The organism is Nocardia vinacea (genome assembly GCF_035920345.1).
GTDB lineage: Bacteria > Actinomycetota > Actinomycetes > Mycobacteriales > Mycobacteriaceae > Nocardia > Nocardia vinacea_A.
This window is the reverse complement of sequence record NZ_CP109149.1, coordinates 1,865,563-1,878,904: the sequence shown is the minus strand read 5'-3', so window position 1 is coordinate 1,878,904 and position 13,342 is coordinate 1,865,563. Positions and strand designations below refer to the sequence as shown.

At 64.9% G+C, this 13,342-nt stretch carries 13 protein-coding genes; 6 read left to right on the top strand and 7 right to left on the bottom strand.

Features of this window, described 5'->3' with window-relative positions:
• Positions 1-316: 316 nt before the first annotated feature.
• Entirely contained in the window at positions 317-1,639 is a 1,323-nt protein-coding gene (gene chrA, locus OIE68_RS08960; RefSeq protein WP_327098908.1) for a chromate efflux transporter, read from the top strand.
• Between the two features lie 172 nt (positions 1,640-1,811).
• On the opposite strand, the gene OIE68_RS08955 is transcribed toward chrA, so the two are convergent.
• The 6 genes from OIE68_RS08955 to OIE68_RS08930 form a co-directional block, all read right to left on the bottom strand.
• Positions 1,812-2,411, bottom strand: coding sequence for a copper resistance CopC family protein (locus OIE68_RS08955; RefSeq protein WP_327098907.1), 600 nt, complete (start codon positions 2,409-2,411; stop codon positions 1,812-1,814).
• Positions 2,412-2,451: 40 nt separating this feature from the next.
• Positions 2,452-2,838 (bottom strand): ArsR/SmtB family transcription factor, encoded by a 387-nt coding sequence (locus tag OIE68_RS08950; RefSeq protein ID WP_419150691.1) that lies wholly within the window; start codon positions 2,836-2,838, stop codon positions 2,452-2,454.
• Positions 2,835-4,070, bottom strand: a complete 1,236-nt coding sequence (locus OIE68_RS08945; RefSeq protein ID WP_327101618.1) for an MFS transporter — start codon at positions 4,068-4,070, stop codon at positions 2,835-2,837. The genes OIE68_RS08950 and OIE68_RS08945 overlap by 4 nt, the downstream gene beginning before the upstream one ends.
• A gap of 25 nt (positions 4,071-4,095) precedes the next feature.
• Positions 4,096-4,719 (bottom strand): carboxylesterase family protein, encoded by a 624-nt coding sequence (locus OIE68_RS08940; RefSeq protein ID WP_327098906.1) that lies wholly within the window; start codon positions 4,717-4,719, stop codon positions 4,096-4,098.
• A 217-nt stretch (positions 4,720-4,936) separates the two neighbouring features.
• Positions 4,937-5,131: a hypothetical protein gene (locus OIE68_RS08935; RefSeq protein WP_327098905.1), complete on the bottom strand. Its 195-nt coding sequence runs from the start codon at positions 5,129-5,131 to the stop codon at positions 4,937-4,939.
• Positions 5,128-5,781, bottom strand: a complete 654-nt coding sequence (locus OIE68_RS08930; protein ID WP_327098904.1) for a class I SAM-dependent methyltransferase — start codon at positions 5,779-5,781, stop codon at positions 5,128-5,130. Before OIE68_RS08930 ends, OIE68_RS08935 begins: the two co-directional genes overlap by 4 nt.
• A gap of 86 nt (positions 5,782-5,867) precedes the next feature.
• Here OIE68_RS08930 and OIE68_RS08925 point away from each other — a divergent pair, with 86 nt between their 5' ends.
• Entirely contained in the window at positions 5,868-6,509 is a 642-nt protein-coding gene (locus OIE68_RS08925) for a TetR/AcrR family transcriptional regulator (protein ID WP_327098903.1), read from the top strand.
• Positions 6,510-6,949: 440 nt separating this feature from the next.
• On the opposite strand, the gene OIE68_RS08920 is transcribed toward OIE68_RS08925, so the two are convergent.
• Complete coding sequence (locus OIE68_RS08920) at positions 6,950-7,225, bottom strand: hypothetical protein (protein WP_327098902.1); 276 nt, start codon at positions 7,223-7,225, stop codon at positions 6,950-6,952.
• A gap of 1,318 nt (positions 7,226-8,543) precedes the next feature.
• Here OIE68_RS08920 and OIE68_RS08915 point away from each other — a divergent pair.
• From OIE68_RS08915 to OIE68_RS08900, 4 genes are all read left to right on the top strand, one after another.
• On the top strand, positions 8,544-8,891 hold the full coding sequence (locus OIE68_RS08915) for a hypothetical protein (protein ID WP_327098901.1): 348 nt from the start codon (positions 8,544-8,546) through the stop codon (positions 8,889-8,891).
• Positions 8,891-9,301: an LLM class flavin-dependent oxidoreductase gene (locus OIE68_RS08910; RefSeq protein ID WP_327098900.1), complete on the top strand. Its 411-nt coding sequence runs from the start codon at positions 8,891-8,893 to the stop codon at positions 9,299-9,301. Before OIE68_RS08915 ends, OIE68_RS08910 begins: the two co-directional genes overlap by 1 nt.
• Positions 9,302-9,441: 140 nt before the next feature.
• On the top strand, positions 9,442-12,735 hold the full coding sequence (locus OIE68_RS08905) for a protein kinase domain-containing protein (protein ID WP_327098899.1): 3,294 nt from the start codon (positions 9,442-9,444) through the stop codon (positions 12,733-12,735).
• Positions 12,736-13,042: 307 nt separating this feature from the next.
• Entirely contained in the window at positions 13,043-13,174 is a 132-nt protein-coding gene (locus OIE68_RS08900) for a hypothetical protein (protein ID WP_327098898.1), read from the top strand.
• Positions 13,175-13,342 lie beyond the last annotated feature (168 nt).

Sequence of the window (13,342 nt, the reverse complement as noted above, 5' to 3'; positions counted from 1 at the left end):
GTTTTCTTTTCAATGCCCTCGCTTGCCTGGTGTTGGTCGCATCCTGCAATGACCTTGCCGGGCAGAGGTTGGCGCCGGGGAAACCGCGGCTGGAGCATGCCCCGAGGGGACCTGTATCGCGGCATCATCACCCACCATGTCGATGCAACCGTGGTTACATCTTCGGTGTGAGCGGAGCAGAGACCGACAAAGCGCTGGGGTTGAACACTGGCTTTGCCGGAGACGATCCGGTGACTCCCCAACCGACCGTTGACGTCGAGCACGTCGGGTCGGCCAACGATCACGGCAGTGACCTCATTCCGTTCGGTCAGGCACTGTGTGCCTGTTCGCGATCTCGCTGCAGACCTTCGGTGGGCCTGCAGGGCAGATCGCGGTGATGCAACGGACACTGGTCGATGAGAAGCGCCGGGTCGGGCAGCAGCGGTTCCTGCACGCGTTGAACTACTGCATGCTGCTGCCCGGTCCGGAGGCCCAGCAATTGGCGATCTACACCGGCTGGCTGCTCAACGGCACTCGAGGTGGTATCGCCGCCGGTGTCCTGTTCGTGATACCCGGGATGCTGGCAATGCTCGGGCTATCGGCGATCTATGTCGGATTCGGCGCCACCACAGTGGTTCTCGCGGTGTTCGCTGGGTTGGCTCCGGCAGTGCTGGCCATCGTCACGCACGCTGTCATTCGTGTCGGCAAGAAGGCGCTGGTGAGTCGGGCGCTGATAGCGCTCGCGGCGGCGTCCTTCCTGGCGCTGGCGGTATTCGGGGTGCCCTTCCCCTTGGTCGTCGCGGTTGCCGCAGTGGTCAGCTGGTTGCTGCACCGCTTCGCCCCGAATATGTTGCGGCAGAAGGCCGATCGCGACGCCGAAGATGCCGGACCGGCGCCCCTGATTCCTGACGATGCGCTGCACGCCGAGCGGCCATCGCGCCGTCGCGCGGCAAAAGTGTTGGTGGTGGGGGCGATCCTCTGGAGCCTGCCGCTGGTGGCGGCGATCGTGTTCACCGGCCGCGACAGCGTGTTCACCACCCAGGGCGTGTTCTTCACCGGCACCGCGCTGGTCACCTTCGGAGGCGCGTACGCGGTTCTCGCCTACGTCGCACAGCGTGCGGTCGAGGTGTTTCACTGGCTGGCCCCCGGCGAGATGGTGCGAGGGCTCGCACTGGCCGAGACCACACCGGGGCCGCTGATCATGGTGGTCCAGTTCGTCGCGTTCGTCGGTGCCTACCGCAATCCCGGCGGCCTGGATCCATTGGTCGCCGGTCTCTTCGGAGCGTTACTGACCACCTGGGTGACGTTCGTACCGTGCTTCGTTTTCGTCTTTCTGGGCGCACCGTATGTCGAACGGCTGCGCCACAATCGGGGCTTGTCGGCGGCGCTGACCGGGATCACAGCCGCTGTGGTCGGCGTGATCGCGAACCTGGCCGTCTATTTCGCCATCCACACGTTGTTCGCGGCCACGTTCATCGCCCACTGGGGGCCGATCAGCGTGCAACTGCCCGAACCGGCGAGTTGGCGGCCCGTGTCATCCGTGATCGCGGTCGTCGCCGCGCTGCTGATCTTCGGTCTCAAATGGTCGGTGCTGCGCACCTTGGGCGTGTGTGCTGTGCTCGGCGGCCTGGCCGCAGCGGTTTCGCTACCGATCTTGTGACAGCGCCATGCCACCTGGAACGACCGCCGCGCTGCGGTCGCGTCCTGGCTGGTGTGGTTCCGCCAGCATCATCGCGGCCAACCATCCCGACGGCGGACTCGAACTCACACTCACTCTCTCCAGCGAACCATCGGACCATCGGAAAGTAGTCGTCCGGCGCCGGACGCGGTGCTCAGCGGCGATTGCTGCTTTTCGTCGAGCGCAATACGAATGCGAGGCCGCCCGCAATGATCATGGCGGCGGCGACGGCGAGTATCCATACCGGGAAATCGCGCGAATCATTACTGCTGCTGGCATTTTCGGTAGTCGGCGGCTGGGTGGCGCCGGGTGTGGCCGCGGAGGTCGGGGGTGCGCTCGGTGTCGCGCGAGTGAGTTCGAAGGTGTAGCTGCCCTGGATGGGATGGCCGTCGTCGGAGACGACGCGGAATGCGACCGTGTACTGCCCGGCGGGGCCGAGGCCGTCCAAGTTGACGGACAGGTTCCGGCCTTCGGCGCGTGGTTCGCTGCGCGTGTAGGGCTTTCCATCGGGGCCGGTGACGGTGAGGGCGGTGAAGGATTCCTGGATAGCCTCATTGAAGGTCAGGGTGACCTGTGGCGGTGCGGTGTCGATGCGGGCGCCGTCGGCGGGATCACTCCCGGCCAAGGCGGCGTGCGCGGCGGCCGGGCCCGCAGTGAGCAGCAGCGTGGTCACAACGGCGGCGAGCACCGTGACGGTGCGCAGGAGGGAAGCGGTCAGCAACCGGAACGAACCTGATCTGAGGCGAGCACGCATTGCGGCAGCGTACCCAGCCGAGGTTGTCCGGCCGAACTCGTCAGGCGTGCGGCGGCTCGCCGGTGATGACATGATCCGCGTGATTGAGCCCTTCGCGGACCAGTCGAGCGAGGTGTCCGTCACGGATGCGATAGATCACGCGACGTCCCTCTTTGCGGCTGTCGACCAGGCCGGTGAAGCGGAGTTTGGCCAGATGCTGGCTGACTGCGGTGCGGGAGGTGTCGCAGGCTTCGGTGAGCGCGGTGACATCGGCTTCACCCTCGGTGAGGATCCACAGGATGTGCAGCCGGGTCGGATCGGCGAGCATGCGGAAGGTATTGGTGGCGGCGTCCAAATGGGGCTGATCCGGGGTGATCGGATGACTCAGGCTCGCTGCGGGCAGTGCCCGCGCGGCATCCGGTATCGCCGTGTCCGCCACCGTTGTCACCGCCCTCCGGTCACCACCAATTCCGAAGCCGCGCGGATGTTTGCGGGCCATACGCGCGCGGCTGTTGCTGCTCCGAGTGTAGCCAGCGCGGCCAGCGCGAGCGCGGCGGCGAGCTGGCCGAGTGTAGCGCCCACCCATCCGGCGATGGGGTAGGTGAGCATGAAGCAGGCGTGTGAGAGGGAAAACTGGGCGGTGAATACCGACGGCCGGGTGTCCAGGTCCGATTCGGCTCGCAGCAGCCGGGCCGCAGGCGTGTTGACCATGGAGGTGCCCGCACCGAGCGCCACCCAGATCACGGCGAGCATTGCCCAACCCGGGCCGGGGGCGGGCTCGATGGCCAGCAGGGCGAGCACCGCCCCCAGTCCGGCGACGATGACGACACAGCCGGTCAGCATCAGACTGCGGTCGGCGACACTGGCCAGCAATCGCGGTATCAGCAGGGCCACCAGCATCGATCCGCCGCCGTAACAGCCGAGGGCTAACGCCACGCCGGTATTCGATCCGTCGAGCAGATCTCGCACGTACACGACCGTGTTCACCACGACGAGGCCGGTTGCCGCCGCTACCACGAGGTTCATCGCCAATAGGCCACGCAGCACTGGGCGCGACAGCATAATGTGCGCGCCGCGGGTGATGCGCTCTACCAGCGGTATCGACCGGTCCGCGGCCACTAGCCGAGGCAATGTCGTCGAGACCACCAATGCGGCGGAGGCGACGAACCCGGCGACGGTGCCGAGGAAAAGCAGGTTGTAGCTCATCAGCGTCAGCAGTGCGGCCGCGAGAACCGGGCTGAGCAGCGACTCGAGGTCATAGGCCAGTCGCGACAGTGACAGGCCCCTGGTGTATTCCTCCTCCTCGACGAGCACCGAAGGGATGACCGACTGGAAGCTGGGGGTGAAGGTGGCCGATGCCGCCTGCAGCAGGAAGATCAGCACATAGATCTGCCAGGTGTGATCGATGAACGGCAGCAGCAGCGCGATCACCGCCCGCGCCGCGTCCGCCGAGACCAGCAGCACCTTGCGTGGAACGCGGTCGGTCACCGCCGTGATCACCGGCGCCACCGCGACGTAGGCGACCATCTTGATCGCCAGCGCCGTCCCGAGCACCGCACCCGCGTCGCTGCCCGCGATGTCGTAGGCCAGCAGTCCCAGCGCCACCGTGAGTAGTCCGGTGCCGACCAGCGCGACCGCCTGCGCGGTGAATAGCCGCCGGTACTGCCTATGCCGCAGCACGCTCAACAACAGGGGTCCTCCTGGCTCATCCGACGCTTTTCTGTCGGCAACCATATCCTATGAGTGCGCACTTGCGCACATATAGCGGTATGCTTCCTGTTGAGGAGCGGTCTGTCGGATTCGGCCCGCTGCGGCGACCGCCCGCGCTTCGATGTCGACGGCATTGCCGCGCTATCGGATGGCGCTGTCCATCAGAAAAGGTTGCCGCGCAAGAACATTTCGCCGCAGCCGAGTGTGCTATCGCCGCGTCCCGATAGCTTCTGCCGTACCGAGCCTCGGTTTCGAAGGGTTCGGTCGAATGCTGGTCGCCCACGCCGCATTCGACCGCCATATCACTTCGCCGTGAATCCACACCAGGACGGGCAGAGCAGCCTCGCCTGCTGCGGCGTCCCAGAGGTTCAGACACTATCTCCGGGGATTCGGTCGCTGCCGATCGATGCGTGGACCGGTGGCGGGTACGGCGCCTGCACGTATGTGGGCCCGCGTGGAGCGCATCGCGTATTCCCGGCCACCGCGGAACCGGCTGGGGTAGTTGGAAGCGTGCAGATCCGACAGGTGCGGCCGCATAAGGGATTCCGAGGAACTCGGTCAAGCCGTCCCTGCTGGGCCCGCGGACCTTGCCACTGGCAATGGAAGCAATGGGTTCCATATGGCTCCTTGTCCGGAGCCGACTGTCCACTGCCGCCAACCACCCGCCAAGCGCTCAGTTCCGGACCTTGCTCATGCGGTAGCCGGGTCAGTATTCATGGGTGCAAATCAATTGACGCAGGGTTGGACGGATCGATGGCGGTCCTGGCCGGTGACGGCCGATCCCACGACAACGGCTCCGATAGGCCCAGACCGCACCGATACCGGTCGTGCCTGGACTATCTGAATCTGGTGCGGTGCAGCAGCCATCGGCCGCCGAATACGGCGATCACCAGGTGGGCGGCCAGACCGAAGCCTGCGACGGCGAGTCCGACCATGCTGCCCAGCCACAGGTGCGCGGCGATGCCCAGGACGATCAGCGGTAGTGCGATAACCCGCACCGCACCGATCGCCCAACCGGTTGGATGCCTCATCCGACCGTGTCCGGCTTGACGGCGGTGACATAGCGGATCCACGGGTGCAGATCTCCCGAGGTGATCTGCCCGAAGCCCGCGTCGGCGATCATCGCTTCGAGCAGGTGGATCGGATTGTGTTCCATGGCCGGGCCGGTCAGCGCGCCGACGAGATGCCTGCCGATCGGATTCGCCGGTGGCCGGAATTCGCCGATCAGCAGCCGTCCGCCCGGGCGCAGCACCCGTCGCATCTCTGTCAACGCCGTCGCCCGCAGATCCTCGGGCAGGTGGTGCAGCATCAGGCAGTTCACTACCACGTCGAACGAATCATCGTCGGCGGTCAGCGATTCGGCGACACCGACGGTGTAGGTGCAGTTCGGTTCAGCGGTGATCCGGCGGGCCCGCTCGAGGACCGCCGCGGATGGATCCAGGCCGACCACTGTTGCGGCGACCGAAGCTAGCCGACGGGTCAAATAGCCGGTGCCGCAACCGATATCGAGGACCCGATCACCGGGACGGGCGCCGCTCAGCTCGGCGAGGCGGCGGTACACGCGGCCACGACGTCCGCCGAAGAACACCGCACCGAAAACGTCATAGCTGCGTCCGTGATCGATGGTGAGTCCGGCAGTGCCGGGGTTGGGATTGTGATGCATCAGATGTCCGAGGCCCATGGCCCACTCCTTAACTTAGTGACGACTAAGATGCTTCTAACTTAGTTGCTACTAAGTTAATGTGCAAGAGTCGATACGATGAGGTCATGGCTCGCGCATCCTCGACTCCGGCAGATCCGCGGCGCACCCGCCTCAGTGCCGCCGACCGGCGTGCGTCGATCATCGACGCCGCCACTGTGGTGTTCGCCGAGTCGGGGTTCCAGCGCAGCACCATGGCTCAGATCGCGGCGCGGCTCGGCGTCACCGAGCCGGTGCTGTTTCAGAACTTCGGCTCCAAAACGGGGCTCTACGCCGCCGTCGTGGCACACGCGTCCGGACAGATGTCGGCAATGATGCGCGCCTTTGCCGCCGAAACGGCTTCAGTCGCAGGTCTTTTGACGCACCTGCTCAGTCCCGAGCACATCGACGAACTGCACGCCCCCGGTTCACTCGGGGTGATCTTCGCCGACGCGATGACCCTGACCGCCGAACCCGCCGTCGAACAAGCCGTCCGCCAGCACATGAGCGAACTCGCCGACGCCCTCGCCGAAGTCGTGATCCAAGGGCAGCGGGCAGGCGAACTCCGTTCCGACCTCGACCCGGACGCGGCCGCCTGGCTGATCCTGTCCTTCCTGGCCGCCCATCGCTTCCGCAGCACCGTCATGCCCGACCGGCAACGCCTCGAAGACCACATCGCCACCATGACACTGCGCACATTAGTGGAACCGGGCTCACCGACGCAGCCGTGACCAGGCAACGCCGGAGGCGGGAACCGGCCACTACGCCTGCGGCCTAAAACAACGGAAACTCATATCCACCGAATAGCATTCGGATCTTGCTACCTGGTCCACGCGGCTGTCGAGGGAAGGTGCACTCATGCGTCCCCTCGCTTCTGACCCGTGAGACGTGCCGCGAGAGTCCAGGCCGGGGGCAGTCGGACTCAGGCGTAGACGCCTTGTTGAATCCGTCGATGCAGTCGAGTGGTATCGGAACCGACATCACTGTCATCCGTTCCACCCAGACCGGCTCGCATGGCCTCGATCGCAGGATAGCGCCGGGCTTGGGTATCAATTCACTTCCAGTGCGTAGTCGTTGAGCCAAAAGCGTTGCAGGAGCGTCGGATCGCACGTCAGGATCGCGACCGGACCTCACATGGCGCGGCGTATCTCACTCGGACCGGCCTTCAGATCTATCGATTGATCCCACTAAAGATCGTCACCGCGGCATCGAGGCTCGCATCAGGGAATGGCAACTGCTCAGCACTCGCGTCGATCGCCGGTGCGAGGTGGCTCGGTCGCTGGTCCCGCATCGACGCCGACGGTTCGACCGGGGTGACTACACGGTCAGTCGGTTCGTAGGCCCCCGCGCCGAAAGCACTCAACGTCGATACCGCCCCCTGGTCACGCGGACGCGCCGGGGCCATCTTGGAGGGCCACTCATCACCCTCGTCGACGAACTCGGGCACGACGATCACCCCGGAGTCGGGCGGTCACACGATCCAAATACGCGTTGATCACCACATGAACCGTGAGGAGGTACTCCAACTCGTGAGCTCACTCGGCGACCTGATGGAAATACTGAAAGCCGCCGACCCCACCGACGAACTTCGTCTACGACTTCGCCAGGTTCGACGGCGGGCGCAGCCTGTGATGGCGACGCCGGCGCAGTGAATCCATGTCGCTGCATGGAATGCATTGTCCGGCTGTGTGTTTGCGCTCGATGCTCCGACGTCCGCGGTTATTGCGGCCGTGCCGCAGCTTCTTGGATGAGGTGCAGCAGGACACGGCCAGCGTGAGGTCGGGGGGATCCTTCGGGACGATGACTTCGAGTTCCGTTGAGTTCGCGTTGTCGTGCGATAGGTGTGAGTAGGTCGACTGGGCGGTCTCGACCGAGGAGTCGAGCGGGTAAGCGTTGTGCATGAAGCCATCTTCCGATGGGTGTGGCGAGCGGGACAGCATCCAAGGAAGGGCCTTGACGATATCGGTAGGCTGGCGCGACATTCGTGATCTGGCGGGCTACGATCCATCGGGCTGACTGCCGGTTCTCAGGATTCGCTCAGCTGAACCCGTCTTGAACCCCTACAGGCCACTACCTGGGGTTCTGTGTTGATTAGGCTCAAAAAAAGATACCCGCAATCCGGCATAACCGCAGGTAGAGCGGGTGACGTGGTGTACTGGTTGTGTCCGGAGGGGGTATCGACCAGTACACCAACCTCCTGCAACACCGAAAACTGCTGGTCATCGGGAAATAGCGGTGGCGTGACGGTTCTGGTTCGGTTGTCGCAGGCTCGTGTTTCTGGCGGGGCGTGTCGAGTATGGGAACGGAGACGACCTGCGGTGTTCGGGCGATTGGTGATCGGACCCGATTACCATCTATAGGTGGACCGAGCGGTGATCATGAGATAACTCGAACTCCTGAGTGGGGGTCAGGGGTTCAAGTCCCCCTTCGCCCACAGAGGTAGTGTGGCATAGCCGCAGGTCACCGTGTGTTTTCGCGGATCTGCGGCTTTTTCGTCCACGGGTTTAGTTGACGTGGGGCGCTGTCGGGGGTGCGGCGGTGTTGACGGGAACGAATCGATCCTGTGGGGGATCGGTCCCCTTTCGGTTTGCGTGTGTGGTTTTCCCTTGCGTGGCAGTTGTTTTGGTGAGCGCTATGAGCGTGGACGGATCGAGGGGCGAAGGGGGACTGGGGATGTGGGGAGAAGGGGGTTCGGAAGCACTCCCGACCCCGTATGCGCGAGCGAAGCAGGTCTTCGTCGTACTGCGGCAGACGTACTCCGCCTGGTGAAACTGCTGGCCAGCGTACGGAGTCTCGACTCCATTCTGTTCGCGGTCGTCGTTCTGATCGCCTATCGCTCCTACGGGTCGCATCTTGAATGTCCGAATCGCGTTCTGTACAAGTGTGTTGGGGTGCCGGATGCGTGCACACTGCCCACCGCTGAGCAACTGATCCGGGTCGCGGAGTTCGACAGGTTCTTCGCCGAGTCGGTGAGCCGCCGGCCGGACCGGACGCGGCTGGATCTGCTGGTGGCCGTCGGCGCCGAACCGGCCGGCGGTGATCTGGCCGTCCGGGAAACGGGCTGCTGTTCATTTTCACCTTCGCCTTCGACACCACCGATGCGGGGCCAGTGATGCGTGTCGAGGCCCCCGGCACCTACGTGGCCGACATCGTGGCGCGGCTATTCGTCATTCCCGGTAGAGATCTGAACGCGGTGCGCGCAACCGCCCGGCGGGCCATCGCGGCTTACCTGAACGTGCCGGTATACGCGGATTTCACCGCTAGCTGGGCCGGGGCGAACAATTGGAGCCGATGTGGCGGGCATGGCGGGCCGGTGATCGCGCGGGCCGCGCTGGCCGCAATACCCGACGAGCTCATAGACGAACTATTCCTTTACGGTACTCCTACTCAAATCGCTACTCGCATAAGGGATTACGTCGAAGCTATCGTTACCACACCGGTCCTCGCGATCATGCCGGCCGCCAGAGAAATGCCTCCCTCATCCATTGCAGAAATAGGACGTGCGTACATCGGCGATCGCTGATTGGCCGCCAGCAGATCCGATTACTGGCAGCGATAGTCACGCCTCTGCCCTACCGCCGATGCTGCAGAGATACGCTATTAACGAAGAGTTAACGCGCGTTGCCCGGTGCAAGGGACGTGCCGGCGGATGGTACACAGCCGATGGCCGAGGATGATCCTTTTCGGACAGTCCGTGACGGCTTCGAGCTGGTCACGGAGGAGTTGAGCGCGGCCGGGTTCGCCGACGCAGAGGAGATCGGGCGGGGTGGTTTCGGTGTGGTATTTCGGTGCACGCAGGCGGAGCTGGACCGAACGGTGGCGGTGAAGATCCTGACTGCCGAGCTGGATACCCAGAATCGGGCGCGGTTTTTCCGGGAGCAGCAAGCGATGGGCCGGCTGACCGGACATCCGAATATCGTCACCATGCTGCACGCGGGTACCACCGAGCAGGGGCGCCCGTTTCTGGTTATGCCATACCACCCGTTGGGTTCTCTGGATACGCAAATCCGAGAGCACGGTCCGTTGTGGCTCGAGGCCGTGTTGTGGATCGGGGTGAAGATCGCCGGGGCGCTCGAGAGCGCGCATCGGTTGGGCATTGTGCATCGCGATGTGAAGCCGGGAAATGTTCTGCTGACCGACTATGGCGAGCCGGCGTTGACCGATTTCGGTATCGCGCGGATCTCCGGGGGGTTTCAGACAGAATCGGGGATCTTGACCGGGTCGCCGGCATTCACCGCCCCCGAGGTGCTCGAGGGCGAGGCTCCCACTTCCGCCACGGATGTCTATGGGTTGGGCGCCACCATGTTTTGCGCATTGACCGGCCATGCGGCCTTCGAGCGGCGCAGCGGGGAGAACGTGGTGACCCAGTTCCTGCGGGTCTCCACGCAGCCGGTGCCGGACCTGCGTGAGAGCGGCATTGCCGAGGACGTGTCCGCGGTGGTGGCGACGGCGATGAGCCGGGATCCGAAGCAAAGGCCGTCGGTGGCGGCGCTCGGGGAGGCCATCCGGCAGGCACAGCGCCGCCACGGCTTCGCGGTCGAGGAGATGGCGCTGCAGGCCGAACCGAGCCTGCAGCATCGAGGTCGGAAGTCGCCGCCGCAGGGATGGTGCCCGCCTGCGGTACCGCCGTTGGATCGCCGCGGCGCTGGTATTTTGCCGCTCGAGTTGACCAGTTTCGTCGACCGCCGCACCGAGGTGGCGGAGGTGAAGAATTTGCTGGCCTCGTTGCGGCTGGTGACGTTGACCGGGATCGGCGGGGTCGGCAAGACACGGCTGGCGCTGCGGGCGGCTTCTACGGTGCGCCGGGAGTTCGCCGACGGGGTGTGGCTGGTCGAGTTGGCCGACGTGTCCGACCCTGCGCTGCTGGTCGTGGTGGTGGCAGGTGCCTTGGGTTTGCGCGATGAGTCGGCGCGGCCGCTGCGGGACGTGGTGGTCGAGTTTTTGTCCGGCCGGGAGTCGCTGCTGGTGCTGGACAATTGCGAGCAAGTGGCGGCGGCGGTGGCCGAGCTGGTCGAGACGTGGCTACGGTCCTGTCCGAATTTGCAGATTCTGGCAACGAGCCGCGAACCGCTGGACATTGCCGGTGAGGTGGTGTTGCGGGTGTCGCCGCTACCGGTGCCGGACCCGGATGGGGAGGTGTCGGGGCGGGGAGTTGCCCGCTATGCCGCAGTGACTTTGTTCTCCGACCGCGCGACCGCGGTGGTGCCGGGGTTCGAGCTGACGGAGGGCAACAAGGCCACCGTGGCTCGGATTTGCGCCCGGCTGGACGGTCTGCCGTTGGCGATCGAGCTCGCGGCGGCCCGGGTGCGCACGATGTCGCCCGAGCAGATCCTGCAGCGCCTCGACGACCGGTACACGCTGCTCACCCGCGCCAGCCGTACCGCGCCGACGCGGCAGCAGACCCTGCGCTGGTGTGTGGACTGGAGCTATGCCTTGTGCACCCCGTCCGAGCAGCGGCTGTGGTCTCGGTTGTCGGTGTTCGCCGGCGGTTTCGAACTCGACGCCGCCGAAGATGTCTGTGGTGCCGATCTGGCGGCGGACAGTCCCCTGGATGTGTTGTCCTCGCTGGTGGACAAGTCGATCCTGGTCCGGGTCGAGTACAAGGGGGTGGTGCGGTTTCGGATGCTGGAGACGTTGCGGGACTATGGTCGGCAGAAGCTGCAGGAGGTCGGCGAATACGCTGATATGTGTGGCCGGCATCGTGACTGGTACCAGCGGTTGGCGCTGGACGCGGAGTCGGGCTGGATCAGTGACCGGCAGCCCTACTGGCTGGCCAGGCTCGAGCGTGAGCAACCGAATCTGCGCGAAGCGCTCGAATACTGCCTGGCCGAGGATAGTGAGCAGGCGGCCGAAGCCGGGTTGCGGATCACCAGCGCGCTCTTTATGTTCTGGAGTTTCCGCGGCAAATACGGCGAGGCTCGATCCTGGATCGAGCGGGTGCTCACCCATCCCGCCCGACAGTCCATACCCGACCGTGTCAAAGCGCTGTACGTCGGCTGTGCCCTGGCTGCGATGCACGGCGACTTGGAGGCGGCCGCCACCTTGCTCGAGCAGGGGCGGGTGCTCGCTGAACAGGCTCCAACCCCGATGACCCAGGCGCTGATCACCTATGGCGACGGCGTCCTGGAGTTCTATCGCGGTGAGCTTGCAGCGGCCTCCACCTCGTTCGAACGTGCCGCCGACATCTTCCGCTCCGATCGGAGTGGATACCTCTACATTGCTGTTCTGACCGGGCTCGGTTGGGTCCATGAAATGGCCGGCGACGCAAAACGGTCGGTGGAGTATCACCGGCAAGTGCTCTCGATTACCGAGGCGTGCGGCGAATCGCTGTTCCGGTCCTCCGCGCTACGCGACATAGGTATTGCCGCCTGGCTGCAAGGTGACTGGTCCAGGGCGATCGAGCTGGTCGAAAATTCCTTGCGAATCAACCGCCGGATGGGCAGCCCCGTCAACGCAGCGTTGAGTCTCGACCCGCTGGCCTGGATGGCTGTCGACGGCGGTGACACTGAGCGTGCGGCAGTGCTGCTGGGGGCTGTGCAGGAACTGTGGCGGTCCGTGGGGAACCCTGCGAGCATTGTCCCGATGCCGCAGTATCACGACGAATGTGTGCGACTAGCGCGCTCCGCCCTCGGGTCACGTGGATACGATTCGGCCATTCGGTGCGGCCAAGCGATGGGCATGGACGAAGCCGTGTCTTATGCCCTCGGTGAGCAGTTCATCGACACGCCGCATACGTCGGGTCCGTGGGTACCTCTGACCCGGCGCGAGCGGCAGGTCGCAGATCTCATCGCCGAAGGGCTCACCAACAAGCAGATCGCCGCCAAACTGGTAATCTCACAACGCACCGCGCAGGGCCATGTGGAACATATCCTCACCAAACTCGGATTCACCTCCCGCACCCAGATCGCAGCCTGGATCGCAGAGGGCACCGAGCGACGGAATCCACGACCGTCCTGATCATTCGAGGAGTTGGCCGCGATCCTCACCGCAGGAACCAGCGTGTAATTGTCGCGAGTCAATGTCGGGCTGGGGGATCCCGCTGCAACCCCGGTCGCGGCGTGGTGCCCGAACTCGGAACTGTTGGGGCCGAGCTCGAGGTATCCGAGCGCGATGAGCGAATCGAATCCGTCGCCCAGCGTGCCGGTGTACCCCGTCGCGACCGGACCGATCTGTTGGCCCGGGATCGTGACTTTCCGGCCTTCGGTCACGTAGTCGTCGGGCGTCGGTCTACTCCGTTGGATATGCGCCGAGATCGCCTGGCCCAGTGGATGAATTCTTGTGTCGGCACGCACGCATCGCCGAAATGAACCAGCAGCTCGCCGAGAACCTCGACCGCATGATCGGGGAGCTGAGAGACGGCCCGGACCAGATCGAGGGGGCCGCGGATGCCGGCTGACAACTCTCACCTGATCGTTGCCTCAGCCCGTGGGCGAGCTGCGGCAACCCGCCGACACGCGACCGCCGCTCTGCGGCGGATGGACGCCGCCAGCAGCCCGATCGCCTTCGGGACCCTCGCCCGTGAAGCGGGCGTCTCCAGGTCTTCGCTCTATAACCAGCCCGACCT